Below are 16387 nucleotides of genomic sequence, written 5' to 3' on the forward strand. Positions count from 1 at the left end.
AGCTGCCTGACCCGAGCCGCAGGACGATCGCTTCAGGTTTGCGCCGCCCCTCATCGCCCTGCCGGGCACTTCTCCCCGTATAGTGACGGGGAGAAGGGGGCTGGCCGCAACCTCGGCACCCTTTCTGCAACGCTGAAGATTGGCGAAATCCTTTGCGAAGGCGTCCTTCTCCCCGTCTCTATACGGGGAGAAGATGCCGGCAGGCAGATGAGGGGCAGCGCCGATTTCGACTGTTGGCCGATCAAGCGATGACCGCCTACCTCCTCAGGCGTCTCGCGATCGCCGCCGCCACGTTGGCGCTGGCCTCCATGGTCGTCTTCGCGGTGCTGGAGATCCTGCCCGGCGACCCGGCGCGGCTGATGCTGGGCATGAATGCCAGCGCCGACCAGGTTGAGCTGCTGCGCAACCAGATGGGCCTCGACGCGCCCCTGCCCTGGCGCTACCTGCACTGGGCCGGCGGCCTGCTCTGCCTGGATTTCGGCCGCTCCTACACCTATTCGGTGCCGGTCATCGACCTCGTGCGCGAGCGTCTCGTCGTCTCATTGCCGCTGGCGCTGATTGCGCTCGCCCTATCCACCCTCATCGCCATCCCGGTCGGCCTGTTTTCAGCGAACCATCGCGGGCGGATGGGTGACACAGCGGCGATGGGCGCCGCGCAGCTCGGCGTCGCCATTCCCAATTTCTGGTTCGCGCTGATGCTGATCTATCTCTTCGCGGTCTGGCTGCGGCTGGTTCCGGCCGGCGGCTTTCCCGGTTGGGGGGCCGGTGCCTGGCCGGCGCTGAAATCACTGCTGCTGCCGGCTGTGGCGCTCGCATTGCCGCAGGCCGCGATCCTGGCACGCGTCACCCGTTCGGCACTGATCGAGGTGCTGAACGAGGACTATATCCGCACCGCCCGCGCCAAGGGCCTGCCCTATCGCGCGGTCCTGTGGCGGCACGCACTGCGCAACGCCATGATCCCGGTGCTGACCATTCTGGGCCTGCAATTCGCCTTCCTGCTCGCCGGCACCATCATCATCGAGAACGTCTTCTACCTGCCCGGCCTCGGCCGGCTGGTGTTCCAGGCGATCACCCAGCGCGACCTGATCGTCGTGGAAAGCGTCGTCATGCTGCTGGTCGCCGCGGTCATCGCCGTCAACCTCGTCGTCGACCTCTCTTATGCCGTCGTCGATCCGCGCCTCCGAAGCCGGCAATGATGTTGCATCCGGACATCCCCGAAGAGACGCTGGGCGGCATCCTCGTCAAGGCGTTCGGCAACCGCTCGTTTCTTGCCGGCTTCGCCGTCACGTTGTTCGTGGCGGCGGTGGCGATCCTCTCCTATCTCTGGACGCCCTATGACGTGACCCGGCTGGTGATATCCGACAAGACGCTGGCGCCGTCCTGGGCGCACTGGTTCGGCACCGACCATTTCGGCCGCGACATCCTGTCGATGATCATGGTCGGCGCCCGCAATTCGATCGCGGTGGCGCTGGTCGCGGTCGGCATCGGCATGGGCGTCGGCGTGCCGCTCGGTGCTTTCGCCGCGGCGCGCGGCGGCCTCGTCGACGAGGCCTTGATGCGCATCAACGATCTCGTCTTCGCCTTCCCTGCGCTTTTGTCGGCCATCATGATCACCGCCATCTTCGGCCCCGGCGCCATCAATGCCATTATCGCCATCGGCATCTTCAACATCCCGGTTTTTGCCCGCGTCGCCCGAGCCGGCGCCTTGGCGATCTGGCCGCGCGAATTCATCCTCGCCGCCCGCGCCGCGGGCAAGGGCAAGGCGCTGATCACCATCGAACATGTGCTGCCCAACATCGCCACCTTGCTCCTGGTGCAAGGCACTATCCAGTTCGCGCTCGGCATATTGGCCGAGGCCGGGCTTTCCTATCTGGGCCTTGGCGCCCAACCGCCGATGCCGAGCTGGGGCCGCATGCTGTTCGACGCCCAGACCCGCATGGTGGTGGCGCCCTGGATGGCGATCTTTCCCGGCATGGCGATCGTGATCACCGTGCTTGGGCTGAACCTTTTGGGCGACGGCATCGCCGACATCCTCGATCCGAAATCGCGGCGGCAACGATGAGCCTTCTGGAAATCGACAATCTGTCGCTGGCGATCGGCGACACGCCGATCCTCCGGAGCATCGAGTTCTCCATCGCGCCCGGCGAGGTAATGGGGCTGGTCGGCGAATCCGGCTCCGGCAAATCGATGACGGCTCTGAGCGTCATGCGGCTCTTGCCATATGCCGCGCGTGCCAGCGGGCGCGTCACCTTCGACGGTATCGACATCCTTGCGGCAAGCGAGGATCAGATGTGCGCCCTGCGCGGTGACGATATCGGCATGGTGTTCCAGGAACCGATGACCGCGCTGAACCCGCTCAAGACCATCGGCGAGCAGGTCGCCGAAGGCATACGCTGGCATGCCAAGGCAACACGTGCCGAGGCGGAAGAGCGGGCGCGAAAAATGCTCGACCGGGTTGGCTTGCCATCGGCAAAATTCCCGCTGTCGCGCTATCCGCACGAGCTGTCCGGTGGCCAGCGCCAGCGCGTCGTCATTGCCATGGCCTGCGCGCTGAAGCCGAAGCTGCTGATCGCCGACGAGCCGACCACGGCGCTCGACGTGGTGCTGCAGGCGCAAATCCTCACCCTCTTGCGCGACCTTGTCGCGGAGAGCGGCATGGGCCTGCTCCTGATCTCGCATGACCTCGCCGTGGTCACCGAGATGGCGGATCGCATCACCATTCTTCGTCGGGGCGAAGTCATGGAAGCCGGCGATACGGCCCGCACGCTCTCTGAACAGCTCCACCCCTATACCCGCCAGTTGGCGCTGGCCTCGATGCACGTGCCGGCCCGCGCCCGGCCGCATGGCGCCTCGGCAGCCCGGCCCTTGCTCGAGGTTGAGGGCGTGACGCGCGATTATCCCGGCCGGCGCACCTCGCTGTTCCGGCGCGCGCCTGACATCCGCGCCGTCAACGGCGTGTCGCTGTCCATGGCGCCGGGCCAGTCGGTGGCGCTGGTCGGCCGCTCCGGCTGCGGCAAGTCTACCTTGGCGCGCATGATCCTGGCGCTGGACCGGCCGAGTTCGGGAACCATCCGCTTTCGCGGCGAGCCCCTCACCGGCAAGAGCGAGGCGGACCTGAAGCCGGCGCGGCGCGACATGCAGGTGGTATTCCAGGACCCCTATGGCTCGTTCGATCCGCGCCAGACGGTCGAGAAACTGATCGCCGAGCCGCTGCACGTGCTGGACAGGAAACCGGGGCGCGCCGAGCGCCGCGAGATGGTGGCGCAGGCGCTGCACGAGGTCGGCCTCGACCAGCACGACATGGAAAAGTATCCGCACGAATTTTCCGGCGGCCAGCGCCAGCGCCTGTCGATCGCCCGCGCCATCATCACCCGCCCAAAACTGGTCGTCGCCGACGAGCCGGTTTCGGCGCTCGATGTTTCGATCCGCGCTCAGATCCTCGACCTGTTCGCCGAGCTCAACCAGAAACTCGGCATCGCCTATCTCTTCATCACCCACGACCTCACCGTCGCCCGCGCCATAACGGACGAAGTGCTGGTCATGCATGACGGCCAGATCGTCGAGCGTGGCCGGACGAGCGAGGTGCTGGATCACCCGCAATCCGAGGCGGCCAAGGCGCTTGTCGCCGCAGCGCCGGACCTGCACAGGGCAATTGCACGCCGTATGCAGGAGCAGGGGTGAGCGATCGGTTCGCGAAGCGAATCCGCCGTGTGAGTGAAAGGCCGCAAATGCCGGAGGCTGCCGTAGACAGCCGGCCCGGCTGGGATCCCATCAACCTACTGCTCAGATTTCACCACGTCGACCGGGCTGATGTCGAGCAGGTCGAGCGTGCGGCGCAGCAGGCGCACCTCGGTCTCGGCCAATTGCGCGTCCGCCTTGGCGATCTCGGCCATATGCTGCGCCAGTTGCTTGCGCCGCTCGACATCGAGGTCGCGGAACAGCGCGATGGCCTGTGAGCCATTGGTTTCGTAGCCGAATTCGTTGAGATATTCGATGACGGCGTCGATGCTGGTTTCCGGAATGCCGAAGGCATCCTTGCAGATGCGCCGGAAGGCAACCATCTCGCTCTCGCTGACCGTTCCGTCAGCCAGGATCATGCGGAACAGCATCAGAAGTTCCGCCGACAACACGGGGTCGTCCGCCACCTTGCGCACCCCGGGGTCGCCATCGAAGATCGAGCGTATCTGGTCGAGCAGTTCGAATGCCATCGGGAGCCCCTTTGCCGATTCCTCTAATCCATGTAGCCCAAAAAAGCGCAGCGGTTTTGGGATAATGACAGCACAACGCGAAATCCAGGCGCGACGCGCTTGGATAGAAGTAGCGTGAAATCGGTCTTGCGCAAACGGGGTGTTCGTGATCGAAGCCGGAGCATCTCTGGCTTGATTTCTCCCTGATGATCGACTTCACCTTAGAATCCGTCGCCATGCTCGCCTTCGCCGGTTTTGCCGCGGGCTTTGTCGACTCGATTGCCGGCGGCGGTGGGCTGATCACTATTCCCGCACTGCTGCTGGCCGGCTTCTCGCCGGTCGAGGCGCTGGGAACCAACAAGCTGCAGGGCATGTTCGGCTCGGGATCTGCGACCATCCACTATGCCGCGAAAGGCCATGTCGACCTTCGCCGGCAACTGCCTTCTGCGCTGCTGGCGCTTGCCGGCGGTGCCGTCGGCGCCTTGCTGGCAACGGTCGTGCCCGGCGATCTGCTGCGGGCGCTTCTGCCGCTGGTGCTGATCGCCATCGCGCTCTATTTCGCCCTGAAGCCCAACATGACCGACGTTGACCGCGCCGAACGTATGACGCCCTTCCTGTTCGGGATAACGCTGGTGCCGGCCATCGGCTTTTACGACGGCCTGTTCGGGCCGGGTGCCGGGTCCTTCTACATGCTGGCCTTCGTCGCGCTTGCCGGCTACGGCGTACTCAAGGCGACGGCCCACACCAAGCTGCTCAACTTCGCCTCCAACATCGGCGGCTTCGTCGTCTTCGCCGCGGTCGGTGTCATCTCCTGGAAGATCGGCCTGATGATGGGCGTCGCCCAGTTCCTCGGCGCCCGCCTCGGCGCCAGCCTGGCCATGCGCATCGGCGCCAGGCTGATCAAGCCGCTGCTTGTCATCGTCTGCGTCGCTCTGGCGGCGAAGCTCCTGGCCGACCCGGCGAACCCGCTGCGCGTCCTGATTGGTGTGTGACCCGCGCGCCTGATGGAATGCCGCTGTTCGAATCATGTCGAGGAGAGGACCCGCACATGAATCTCAGCGCACCTACCGAGATTGTTTTCATCATCTCCCTTGTCATCGCCTCATCGGCATTCTCGCCGCCCTCGGCCTCTTTCGTTCATCCACTCGCGTCGGTGTGGACCGTGCCCATTGCTTACCTCGTGCGTGCCGGCGGCTGCCTGATGCGCGGCGCCTGACATTCAAATCTCAGGCAATTCGGAGCGCCCGGCCAAAAGCCGGGCGCTTTTGATTCGGGTCCGGGCTCTGCTAGAGTCCTGTCGATGCCAATCGAGATGCCATGTCAGGAGGAACAGGACCGGTCAGTCCCCGGGCGGTTCGAGATGCGGCGGCGCCTTCCCAGCCCTGCCCTCGCGGGCATTGTGTCAGACATTTGCGGTTATCGCGAAACGGCGCCCGGCCATTACCGCAATGTCGAATATGCCTCCCTTACCGTGCCTCTGGTCATCAGCTTCGCCGAACCTTTCGCCATCGGCCTTGGCAAGCCGCCCGGCGACAATGATCGCTTCGCCAGTTTCGCCGCCGGCCTCTATGCCGGACCCGTGATGATCGAATCCTTCGGCGGCGCCTGCTGCGTCCAGGTCAATTTCACCCCGCTTGGCGCACGCCGATTCTTTGGCCAGCCGATGAGCGGGTTGACCGACCGCATGGTCAGCCTGGACGATGTGCTCGGCATCGAAGGCGTCGCCTTGCGCGAGCGGCTTGGCAACGCGGCGGACTGGAGCAAACGTTTTGCCCTTGTCGAGATGTTCGTCGCCGCCCGGCTGGCCGATGCGCCGGAAACGCAGGCCGGGGTTGCCTGGGCCTATGACAGGATCCTCGCCTCCGGCGGCCGCGTGCGCGTCTCGTCACTGGCCGACAGGCTGGGCTGGAGCCGCAAGCATCTGGCGGGGAAATTCGCGGACGCGACCGGCATCGGCCCGAAAACGCTGTCGCGCATCGTCCGCTTCAACCGCGCGCTTGGCCTGTCGAGGCAGCAAGCCTGCGATTGGGCCGACATCGCGGCCGATTGCGGCTATGCCGACCAGGCGCATCTGGTGCGTGAGTTCCGCGACCTTGCCGGCGAGACACCGACCGCGATCGAGGGTTCGGCACAGGCCTGAAGTCCCGGGTAACATTTCTTCAAGACGCCGGAACGGCTGTCGCTCAGACTGGGTTCATCGATGAGCTCGAATGAAGGAAGTTGCCATGCCCGCTGAAGCCCCCCGCCTCTACCCCGCCTTGCGTTACAGGAACGCCGCAAAAATGATCCGCTGGCTGTGCGAAGCCTTCGGCTTCAGCATCCGTGCTCGCTACGGCGAAGGCGATGTCGTGCACCATGCCGAACTGGTCTTCGGCTCCTCGATGATCATGCTCGGCAGCGCGCGCGACGACGACTACGGCAAAATGGTTGGCGAACCCGGCACAGGCGGCGGCAAGTCAATCTACATCACCGTCGACGACGCAGACGCCGCCTACGCCAAGGCGAAGAAGGCAGGCGCCACGATCCTCCAGGAATTGACCGACCGCGACTATGGCAGTCGCGAGTTCATCTGCCGCGACCCGGAGGGCAATGTCTGGTCCTTCGGCACCTATTGGCCGAAGGCGGGAGAAAAGAGCAGCTAGCTACCGCGCCAGCGAAAAGATCGCGTCGCAGTCAAGATGGCTCTCCAACTGGGCCGCGACCTCGTCGAGAGCCCTCTCGACCTCGGCGCGATAGTCGATGCCGCCGCCCTTGACGCCGAGGCTTTCGAGGAACCTCCCTCGAAAGGCGTCGGCGCCAAACAGCCCGTGCATATAGGTTCCGACCACCTTGCCATCCGCCGAGACCGCACCGTCCTCGGCGCCATTGATGATCGCCGACGGCCGCAGCATGTCCGGGCCGGTGGTGCGGCCGAGATGGATCTCGTAGCCTTCGAGCGGCAGGTCGAACGGCACCGAGCGGGCGCTGACGTTGCGCACCGTCTTTTCCGGTTCCATCACTGTTTCGATGTCGAGCAGGCCAAGCCCTTCCGCTTCGGTGACGCTGCCCTCGACGCCGTCGGGATCGCGCACGATGCGGCCAAGCATCTGGAAGCCGCCGCAAATGCCGACGACATGGCCGCCGCGCCTGCGATGGGCGAGAAGATCACGGTCCCAGCCATTTTCGCGAAATTTCAGCAGATCCCCGATCGTCGACTTCGAGCCGGGAATGACCACCAGTCCCGCATCCTGCGGCAACGGCTTTCCAGGCTGCACGAATACCACTTCCACCTGCGGCTCGGCCTTGAGCGGGTCGAGATCGTCGAAATTGGCGATGCGGTCAAGCATCGGCACCGCCACCTTCAGCGCACGCGACTCCCCGGAGGCAAGCCGTTCCAGCACCACCGAATCCTCCGAGGGCAGCCGCGCTGCCGCCTTCAGCCACGGCACGACGCCGAAGCAGCGCCAGCCGGTGAACCCTTCGATCGCCTTGATGCCGTCGTCGAACAGCGAGACGTCGCCGCGGAACTTGTTGATGAGGTAGCCGACGATCATGCGCCGGTCTTCCTCCGGCAGGATCAGATGCGTGCCCGCGACTGAGGCGATGACGCCGCCGCGGTCGATGTCGCCGACCAGCACGACAGGCACGTCGGCACGCGTCGCAAAGCCCATATTGGCGATGTCGCGGCTTCTGAGATTGATCTCGGCCGGTGAGCCCGCGCCCTCGACGATGACGAGATCGGCGCCCTCGCCGACCTTGCCCCAGGAGTCCAGCACCGCGTCCATCAGCCGGCCCTTCAGCGCCTGGTAGTCGCGCGCCCGCGCCTCGCCGAACACCTTGCCTTGCACGATGACCTGCGCACCGACATCGGTCTGCGGCTTGAGCAGCACGGGGTTCATGTGAACCGATGGCTGCACGCCGCAGGCGATCGCCTGCAGCCATTGCGCGCGGCCGATCTCGCCGCCGCCAGCCCTGTTGTCGCCGGGAATATCGGCAACGGCGGCATTGTTCGACATGTTCTGCGGCTTGAACGGACGCACCTTCAGCCCACGCTTTTTCGCGGCGCGGCACAGCCCGGCGACCAGCACGGTCTTGCCGACATCCGAACCCGTGCCTTGCAGCATAATGGCTTTAGCCATGGCTCAGCCCCTGCCCTGCGTCGCGGTCCCGGTGATCGTGGATTTCTGCGCCAGCGGCCCGCCGCGCCAGATATAGAGCGCCAGCAACGGCTCCTTGCCGGTGCGCATGGCGTGATTGACCTTAGAAGCGTGGTGGATGACCTCGCCGGCCTCTCGCTTGTGAAAGCTGTCCTCGCCCATGCGCCACTCGGTGCCGCCGGTCAGCGGGATATAGATCTCCTCGGCGACATGATGGTGGTCGGGATAGACGATATCAGGCCCAAGGATCAGCACGCCGGCGGCGACCTCGTCGTTGGCGAAGTGGCCGCGGGTGCCGAATACTTCGAGCCAGCCATAATTGTCGATGAACGCCTTGCCGAAATCCGACTCGCCGTAGGTCTGGCCCCAGCGCAATTCGCCGCGCTCCTGCGCCAGAAATTGCACCAGCTGCTTGGTCCGCGCCGGCGTCAATTCGGCGGCGCGATCGAGATGGCGCAGGCAGCCGAGTGGGTGCGGTTCAAGCTCGCGGGCGGGCATATCCCACCCTATGCGCGCCACCGCATCCTGCACCAGGAAGTCACCCACGGAAGCGAGATAGGTGTGGAACCGCTCTAGCAGCTCATCGAATTTTGTCGTCACATCTTGCTCCGGACATGCATTGACGCACAGCCGCTCCGCGGCGGCTCGGGTTGCGCGGCGGCATCATTGGTCTAGATTGGTGCGCGCGCAAAGCCAAAAACGACAGGCCAGCGAGCCAGCTGGCCAGTATATAGGGAGCACGCCATGGACGCCGCGGTCGATGCGAGCACCAGCCAGTTCGAACTCAACGAGGACCAGCGCGCCATCCAGGAAATGGCTCAGGCCTTCGCCGCCGATCGCGTCGCGCCGAATGCGCTAGACTGGGACCGCAACAAGCATTTCCCCGCCGACGTGATCCGCGAGACTGGCCCGCTGGGCCTCGGCGGCATCTATGTCAGGGACGATGTCGGCGGCTCCGCGCTCGGCCGGCTCGACGCCGTGCTGATCTTCGAAGCGCTGTCCCACGCCGACCCGGCCTTTTCCTCCTTCATCTCGATCCACAATATGGTGGCCTCGATGATCGATCGTTTCGGCGACGACGGCCAGCGCCAGCGCTTTCTGCCGAAGCTCACCTCCATGGAATGGCTGGCGAGCTATTGCCTGACCGAGCCGGGTTCCGGCTCGGACGCCGCTGCCCTGAAGACGCGGGCGGTGAAGAGCGGCGGCGACTACGTGCTGAACGGCGCCAAGCAGTTCATCTCCGGCGCCGGCGACAGCGATATCTATGCCGTCATGGTGCGCACCGGCGCCGAGGGACCGAAAGGCATTTCCACCATCGTCGTGCCGAAAGATGCGCCGGGACTCTCCTTCGGCGCCAATGAGCACAAGATGGGCTGGCATATGCAGTCGACCCGCCAGGTCATTTTCGAGGATTGCAAGGTGCCGGCTGAAAACCTTTTGTCAGGCGAAGGCGCCGGCTTCGGCATCGCCATGGCCGGGCTTGACGGCGGCCGGCTGAACATTGCCGCCTGCTCGCTGGGCGGCGCGCAGTCGGCTCTCGACAAGGCGCTGTCCTACACAGCCGAGCGCAAGGCCTTCGGTTCGAAGATCAACCAGTTCCAGGCTTTGCAGTTCAAGTTGGCCGACATGGAGACCGAATTGCAGGCGGCGCGCATCTTTCTTTATGCCGCCGCTTCCAAGCTCGACCGCAAGGCACCGGATGCCTCGAAATGGTCGGCAATGGCCAAGCGCTTCGTCACCGACACCGGTTTCAACGTCGCCAACGATGCGCTGCAGCTGCTCGGCGGCTACGGTTACCTGCACGATTACGGCATCGAGAAACTGGTGCGCGACCTGCGTGTGCATCAGATCCTCGAAGGCACCAACGAGATCATGCGCGTCATCATCGCCCGCGCGTTGATCGGTCGCTGAAGCGTGCAAACTCCGGGAGAGACACAATGACCACAATCGCCTTCATCGGCCTTGGGAATATGGGCAATCCAATGGCGGCGAACCTGGTCAAAGCGGGGTATGCCGTGCACGGTTACGACCTAATGTCCGAAAACCTCACCGTCGCCAAAGAACATGGCGTTACGATCATGGCCAATGCCTTGACCGCAGTGAAAGATGCGGATGTTGTCATTACCATGCTGCCCGCCGGCAAGCATGTCCTGTCGGTCTACGAAGAGATCGCGTCCAAGGCAAAGAAGGGCGCGCTTTTCATCGATTCCTCGACCATCGACGTCGAATCGGCGCGCAAGGCGCATGCCATCGCCGCAAAGCACGGCCTGCTGTCGGTCGATGCGCCGGTCTCGGGCGGCACCGGCGGTGCCGCCGCCGGCACGCTGACTTTCATGGCCGGCGGCTCGGACGACGCCTTCGCCGCCGCCGAGCCGATCCTGAAGCCCATGGCCGGGCGCATCGTCCATTGCGGCGGCGACGGCGCCGGCCAGGCGGCCAAGATCTGCAACAACATGATTCTCGGCATTTCGATGATCGGCGTCGCCGAGGCCTTCGTGCTGGCCGAAAAGCTCGGCCTGGCGCACCAGGCCCTGTTCGACGTTGCCTCGACCTCTTCAGGCCAGTGCTGGTCGCTGACCACCTATTGCCCGGTGCCCGGCCCGGTGCCGACCTCGCCCGCCAACCGCGACTACAAGCCCGGCTTCGCCGCCGCGCTCATGCTGAAGGATTTGAAGCTGTCGCAGGAAGCCGCACAAGCCGCGGGCGCGGTGACACCGCTTGGCGCCGAAGCGACACAGCTCTACGGCCTGTTCAACGCGCAAGGGAATGCCGGCGCCGATTTTTCCGGGATCATAAATTTTCTGCGCGGCGCCAATCAATAAGCAATTGATAAAACTCGTTTTTCTTTCGTACGCCCCGCCGGAGAACCGCAAAATTTAGGTTTGCTTAAGCTCTCGATAACTCCGCGGTAACGATGTCCCTATAAAACGGACTGCGAGGCGGATATCGCGTCCGCCCGGCGCTCCGGATCAGGTCTCGCGTACCGGAGCCCGTAAATTTCGCCAAGTGTTTGCGTAGCGAAACGCCAAGCGTATCTGGCAAAGCCGCGTCCCGGTGGGGCGCGGTTTTTGCGTTCCAGGATCCGACATCCCTCATATTCCGATTGCCGCGTTCGGGATCGGCACGTGATCTTCATTGGTCAGCACGATCGGCGCATCGGCGCCCTCGACCCGGACCACGAGCAGGCGCGTGCTCCACGTGCCTGCATTGCGAACAAGATGCGAAAACACCGTGCCCTTTCCCTTGGCGCCGTGGATGGGAATGCTGAACTGCGCGTCACCCGTCCCATCTGCGTTGACGTTGAGATGGCCGCCGACCCAGAAATTGGCGGTCACGTCGTCGCCGATAGCGGCTTTCACCCGGGTATCGGCGCGAACGACCTCCATGGTCATGTGATAGGCGTCACTGCCTTTGATCATGAAAGGGATGCCGCCGACCATCGTCGCGCAGCCCCCGATACTAAGCACCCAGACGGCAAGACCGGCGATCGCCCAGTTGCGCTGCGTTCTGCGGAACTGCTCGGCATCACGCCACGCCCGGTTCCGCCATGCCCAGCGGCTGCCGCGCGCGCCGAGCACGAAGATCATGACGATGTTGACGATCGGGATCAGCGCCAGCAGGGCGATGAAGGTGGAGTTGCCGATGCCCCAGATCCAGTTGAGGAAGAAGGCGCCCCAATTCCAGCGATCGAGCTCAGCCGGGATTTCGGCGGGCTGGTTGAGCGGTTGTCCGGCCATCGCGTTCCCCGTCGGCAAAACTGCCTTGGCGGGTTGTAACCGATAGCGCCGGCGACCGGAACCCTCAGTCTGTCTGGGGCCAGCGGCCGGGCGTCTCGATCACGAACGCCCGGCCATTTCTTTTACCGTTTGCGCAGATCCGCTTGCGCCAGGTCGAGCGCCTTGCCGATACGCTCGCAGGCCATATCGATCGTGTCGCGGGTCCAGATCAGCGGCGGTGACAGGATCATTGTGTCGCCGGTGGCGCGCAGCATCATGCCGTTGGCGATCGCATGGTCGCGCACGGTCACCGCGGCACTTCCAGCCGGCAGGAACCGCTCCTTGGTCGCCTTGTCCTTGACGATCTCGATCGCACCCATCAGCCCGATCGAACGCACCTCGCCGACCAGCTCGTGCCCGGCGATGCGCTCTTGCAGCGCCTTGGCGAAATAGGGCCCGGTGTCGCTCCTGACGCGGTCGACCAGACCCTCCCGCTCCATGATCTCCAGGTTCTTCAGCGCCACGGCGCAAGCCACGGGGTGGCCGGAATAGGTATAACCGTGATTGAACTCGCCGCCCTTCTCGATCAGCGTCGAGGCAATGCGATCGCCGACCAGCAGCGCCGACAGCGGCTGGTAGCCCGACGTCAGCGCCTTGGCGGTGGTGATGGTGTCGGCCTCGATGCCAAGCGTCTGCGCGGCAAACCATTCGCCCGTGCGGCCATAGCCGGTGATGACCTCGTCCAGCATCAGCAGCACATCGTATTTGCGGCAGATGCGCTGTACCTCGGGCCAATAGCTTGCCGGCGGTATCTTCACGCCGCCAGCTCCCATCACCGGCTCGCCAATGAAGGCGGCGACCTTGTCGGCGCCGGCTTCGAGGATGGCGTCCTCGACCGCCTTTGCCGCGCGCAGGCCGAAATCATGATCGCTCTCGCCCGGCAGCGACAGCTCATAGGCGTACGGCGTCATCACATGGACGATGTTGGGCACCTCCCCGTTGAGCTGCTTGTGCATGGCGTCCATGCCGCCGAGCGACGTGCCGGCGATGGTCGAGCCGTGATAGGCCATCTTGCGCGAGATGACGCGGTTCTTCTGCGGCTTGCCTTCGAGCACCCAATAGTGGCGCACGAGCCTGAGCGCAGTGTCGTTGGCTTCCGAGCCGGACGAGCCATAGAACACCTGGTTGACGTTCTTCGGCGCGATCTCCGCCAGCTTCTTCGACAGAAGCACAGGCGTCGGCGTCGAGCATTTAAAGAAGGAATTATAGTAAGGCAGCTCCTTCATCTGCGCATAGGCTGCCTCGGCGAGCTCGTCGCGGCCATAGCCGATATTGACGCACCACAGCCCCGCCATGCCGTCGAGCAGTTCCGTCCCTTCGGAATCATAGATGAAGGCACCGTTGGCGTGGGTGATGATGCGCGATCCGGCCTCGCGCAATTCCCTATGGTCGGTGAACGGATGCAGATGATGCGCGGCGTCGATCTGCTGAAGCTGCTTCAGCGAATAATTTTGATAGGTCATGGATCTGATCTTCCTCTGGAACCAATCCGGCTGCGCCGGGGCGGATTCTTCAGAGGATAGCGGGTGGCGAATAGCCTATGCGGGCGCAAAGCCGCAAAAGCTCGGCGCGCAACGTGCGCAGCGACGGCGTCACCGCGCCCCCAAATGCCCGAACCCCGAAAAGGCCGGCCAATGTCACCACGGGAGCCATGAAGGCACCTTAGAGCAAAGAAGGTTCGAGGTGAACCACCCTTCGCTCCGGTCCGAAGGCTTTCGGTTCAGCCCTTCCCGCCCAGCGTCCTCTGCAGGAAAACGTACTTCATCGCGGCCTGTGCCGCCTGCGGCCGGCGGTCGCCGCGGCCGCCATGGCCGCCCTCGGTTTCTTCGAAGAAGAGCGTCCCGGCGTGGCCGGCCTCCTGCAGGCGGGCGGCCATCTTGCGCGCATGGCCGGGATGCACCCGGTCGTCGGCGGTCGAGGTGGTGAGCAGCACCGGCGGATAGGCACCGGCCTCGACATGCTGGTAAGGCGAGTAGGCGGCCAGCCAGGTCGCATCTTCCGGCTTCGACGGATCGCCATATTCGGCCATCCACGACGCGCCGGGCGGCAATTCGGTGTAGCGCAGCATGTCGAGCAGCGGCACCTCGATGATCACGGCGCCGAACAGCTCCGGATGCTGCGTCAACGAGACGCCCGTCAGCAGGCCGCCATTCGAGCCGCCCTGGATGCCGAGCGAGGCAGCTGTCGCAATGCCGCGCCTGACGACATCCTGCGCGACCGCCGCGAAATCGTCGAAAGCGTTCTGCCGGTTGCCCTTGAGCGCTGCCTGGTGCCAGGCCGGGCCGAACTCGCCCCCGCCGCGGATGCAGGCCTGCACATAGGCATTGCCCTTCTCCAGCCACAGCCTGCCGCGCACGCCGGCATAGCCAGGCAGCAAAGGCACTTCGAAGCCGCCATAGCCGTAGAGCAGCGTCGGCACCGGGCCCTTCTGGTCACGCCGCCTGATGACGAAATAGGGAATCGTCGTGCCGTCCTTCGAGCGTGCCTCGAACTGTTCCGAGACGAGCTGCGAAGCATCGAATCGCGACGGCTGCGACTTCACTGTGGCGAGCGTCTCGCCATTGTCGTCGGACCAGATGATCGAGCTCGGCGTCAGGAAATCGGTGAAAGAGAAGGAGACGCTGGCGCCGAAATGTTCGGCATGGCTGATGCCTACCGTGCCGTTTTCCGGCAATGCAACCGGTTTCAGCGACCAGGCGCTGTCCCTGCGTTCGCAGGCCACAACCTTGCCGCGCACATTGTCCATCAGGCTGATGAACAGGCGGTCCTGCGTCCTGGCAAGAGTGGCGATGGACACGCGATGCGCCGGCGCGAGCAAGGTCTCGATGACGCCGAAACTGCCGGTCTCGATCCAATGCGCGAAATCGAACGAATAGAGCCCGTCCGGCCGGCAGGACGTGCCATCCGGCGCCGTCCAAGGCGTACGCACGCCAAACACCATCTGGTCCTTGAAAAGCGCCGTGTCGGTAACGTCGTCGGGCAACGGAATGCGTCTGTTTTCACCTGACGGGAGACGCAGGAAACTGTGCGATGCAAAGAAGTTGAGCGTCCGCGTTAGAAACAAATGCCGCTTCTCGCCATCGAACTCCAGGCCGGCGCCGACGGCGAGGTCTTCCTTCTGCGCTTCGAAGATCGGCGTCGCGTCTTCAAGGTCCGTGCCGCGCGTCCACAATTTGACGACGCGCGGGTAGCCGGATTCGGTCTTGTCGGCCTCTTCGAAGGCTGCCGAGACGATCACCGTATCCTTGTCGAGCCAGCCGAAGCCGGACTTGGAAGCGGGCGCACGAAAACCGTCCTCGACGAGCGATTTGGCGGCGATGTCGAATTCGCGCATCTCGCTGGCGTCGCCGCCATCAGGCGACATCGAAACCAGGCAGCGGTTGAAATCGGGGTAGAGCCGGTTGGCGCCGCCGAACACCCATTTCACTCCCTCCTTCGCCGCGAGCTGGTCGAAGTCGATGATGGTTTCCCAGTCCGGTCTGTCGGTCTTGTAGGAAGCCACCGTCGTGCGGCGCCACAGGCCCAACACATTGGTCTTGTCCTGCCAGAAATTATAGACGTAGCCGTTGAGCGCGGAGCCGACGGCTATGTTGTCCTCGGCGGTCATCAGATCGAGCGCGGTTTCGAACGACGCCTGGTAGGACGGATCGCCCTGCAATTGCGCCACCGTGACTTCGTTCTGGCGATGTACCCAGTCGAGCGCCTCCTTGCTCGTCCTTTCCTCCAGCCAAAGAAAGGGATCATCGGTCGCCAAGCCAGGCTTTGTCGTCGAAATGGTCATGGGGGTCTCCGAGAAATCGGGGGGCGGCCCTGCCTACATCGCGTCAAAGGGCGCCGGATTCAAGGTGTTGAAGCCGCGTCATCGCGGCAGATCGCTTCAGGCCGTCACACGATCCGCCGCCGGATGACGGTCGCAGCCGCCAGCGCCAGGCAGATCGCGCCGAGCGTCACCGGCAGGCCGCTCGCGCCGATCCCGTCCATCACGCCGCCCGCAAGCGGCGGGACGAGGATGCCGCCGACGCCCCACATCAGGGAGAAAGCGGCATTGCCGGCAATTAGCGCCGAGCCGCTGAAACGCTCGCCGAGTTCGATAATCGCCATCGTATAAATGCCGTAGGACACCGCGCCCCAGACGAAGATCATCGGCCAGACCAGCGGCGTTTCGATCAATAACGGCAGCAGCAGACAGCCGAGCAGCGTCAGCACCAGGCAGATGAACCGCACCAGGCGCGCCGTCAGCCCCGCGGCCCGCCGGCCGCGCGGCCCCTGCATGGCGCTGGTGGCGGCG

General features: G+C 64.4%; 16 protein-coding genes and 1 pseudogene. 9 read left to right on the plus strand and 8 right to left on the minus strand.

Annotated features, from left to right (window positions below):
* Nucleotides 1-248: 248 nt before the first annotated feature.
* Genes LB541_RS16630 through LB541_RS16640 form a run of 3 tightly spaced genes read left to right on the plus strand, consistent with a single transcriptional unit; the run spans nt 249 to nt 3681 of the window.
* Nucleotides 249-1196 carry an ABC transporter permease gene (locus LB541_RS16630; protein WP_140555073.1) on the plus strand — a complete coding sequence of 316 codons (948 nt, stop codon included), beginning with the start codon at nt 249-251 and terminating at the stop codon, nt 1194-1196.
* Nucleotides 1193-2062: an ABC transporter permease gene (locus tag LB541_RS16635; RefSeq protein ID WP_140517241.1), complete on the plus strand. Its 870-nt coding sequence runs from the start codon at nt 1193-1195 to the stop codon at nt 2060-2062. Before LB541_RS16630 ends, LB541_RS16635 begins: the two co-directional genes overlap by 4 nt.
* A complete protein-coding gene (locus LB541_RS16640; protein ID WP_224619010.1) occupies nt 2059-3681 on the plus strand; it encodes an ABC transporter ATP-binding protein in 1623 nt (540 codons plus the stop codon). Before LB541_RS16635 ends, LB541_RS16640 begins: the two co-directional genes overlap by 4 nt.
* Nucleotides 3682-3776: 95 nt before the next feature.
* Here LB541_RS16640 and LB541_RS16645 read toward each other — a convergent pair whose 3' ends face one another.
* The gene (locus tag LB541_RS16645) at nt 3777-4208 is read right to left on the minus strand and encodes a TerB family tellurite resistance protein (RefSeq protein WP_140495687.1); all 432 of its coding nucleotides are present in this window, start codon (nt 4206-4208) and stop codon (nt 3777-3779) included.
* 185 nt (nt 4209-4393) lie between these two features.
* On the opposite strand from LB541_RS16645, the gene LB541_RS16650 reads away from it, so the two are divergent.
* The 4 genes from LB541_RS16650 to LB541_RS16665 all read left to right on the plus strand — a co-directional run bounded on the left by LB541_RS16650 (nt 4394) and on the right by LB541_RS16665 (nt 6829).
* A complete protein-coding gene (locus tag LB541_RS16650) occupies nt 4394-5179 on the plus strand; it encodes a TSUP family transporter (protein ID WP_140517245.1) in 786 nt (261 codons plus the stop codon).
* A 56-nt stretch (nt 5180-5235) separates the two neighbouring features.
* Nucleotides 5236-5403, plus strand: coding sequence for a hypothetical protein (locus LB541_RS16655; RefSeq protein ID WP_181169595.1), 168 nt, complete (start codon nt 5236-5238; stop codon nt 5401-5403).
* Between the two features lie 84 nt (nt 5404-5487).
* Nucleotides 5488-6327 (plus strand): helix-turn-helix domain-containing protein, encoded by an 840-nt coding sequence (locus tag LB541_RS16660; protein WP_140559635.1) that lies wholly within the window; start codon nt 5488-5490, stop codon nt 6325-6327.
* 85 nt (nt 6328-6412) lie between these two features.
* A complete protein-coding gene (locus LB541_RS16665) occupies nt 6413-6829 on the plus strand; it encodes a VOC family protein (protein WP_140675723.1) in 417 nt (138 codons plus the stop codon).
* Here LB541_RS16665 and LB541_RS16670 read toward each other — a convergent pair whose 3' ends face one another.
* Both LB541_RS16670 and LB541_RS16675 read right to left on the minus strand, forming a co-directional pair.
* Entirely contained in the window at nt 6830-8305 is a 1476-nt protein-coding gene (locus LB541_RS16670) for a cobyric acid synthase (protein ID WP_224619012.1), read from the minus strand.
* A gap of 3 nt (nt 8306-8308) precedes the next feature.
* Nucleotides 8309-8923, minus strand: a complete 615-nt coding sequence (locus tag LB541_RS16675; RefSeq protein ID WP_140685869.1) for a dimethylsulfonioproprionate lyase family protein — start codon at nt 8921-8923, stop codon at nt 8309-8311.
* Nucleotides 8924-9067: 144 nt separating this feature from the next.
* Here LB541_RS16675 and LB541_RS16680 point away from each other — a divergent pair, with 144 nt between their 5' ends.
* Nucleotides 9068-10234, plus strand: coding sequence for an isobutyryl-CoA dehydrogenase (locus tag LB541_RS16680; RefSeq protein ID WP_140495680.1), 1167 nt, complete (start codon nt 9068-9070; stop codon nt 10232-10234).
* 26 nt (nt 10235-10260) lie between these two features.
* The gene (gene mmsB / locus LB541_RS16685; protein WP_140665284.1) at nt 10261-11145 is read left to right on the plus strand and encodes a 3-hydroxyisobutyrate dehydrogenase; all 885 of its coding nucleotides are present in this window, start codon (nt 10261-10263) and stop codon (nt 11143-11145) included.
* Between the two features lie 270 nt (nt 11146-11415).
* Here the strand turns inward: mmsB and LB541_RS16690 are convergent, their stop codons facing one another.
* From LB541_RS16690 to LB541_RS16710, 5 genes and pseudogenes are all read right to left on the minus strand, one after another.
* The gene (locus LB541_RS16690; RefSeq protein ID WP_224619015.1) at nt 11416-12060 is read right to left on the minus strand and encodes a cytochrome c oxidase assembly factor Coa1 family protein; all 645 of its coding nucleotides are present in this window, start codon (nt 12058-12060) and stop codon (nt 11416-11418) included.
* Nucleotides 12061-12182: 122 nt separating this feature from the next.
* The gene (locus tag LB541_RS16695) at nt 12183-13562 is read right to left on the minus strand and encodes an aspartate aminotransferase family protein (RefSeq protein WP_224619018.1); all 1380 of its coding nucleotides are present in this window, start codon (nt 13560-13562) and stop codon (nt 12183-12185) included.
* 49 nt (nt 13563-13611) lie between these two features.
* Nucleotides 13612-13752 carry a capsid protein gene (locus LB541_RS16700; RefSeq protein WP_140495676.1) on the minus strand — a complete coding sequence of 47 codons (141 nt, stop codon included), beginning with the start codon at nt 13750-13752 and terminating at the stop codon, nt 13612-13614.
* A gap of 67 nt (nt 13753-13819) precedes the next feature.
* Nucleotides 13820-15880 carry a prolyl oligopeptidase family serine peptidase gene (locus tag LB541_RS16705; RefSeq protein ID WP_224619020.1) on the minus strand — a complete coding sequence of 687 codons (2061 nt, stop codon included), beginning with the start codon at nt 15878-15880 and terminating at the stop codon, nt 13820-13822.
* 104 nt (nt 15881-15984) lie between these two features.
* Nucleotides 15985-16387, minus strand: a pseudogene (locus LB541_RS16710) (MFS transporter); the annotation flags it as partial.

This window comes from Mesorhizobium sp. BR1-1-15 (assembly GCF_020165475.1).
Lineage (GTDB): Bacteria > Pseudomonadota > Alphaproteobacteria > Rhizobiales > Rhizobiaceae > Mesorhizobium.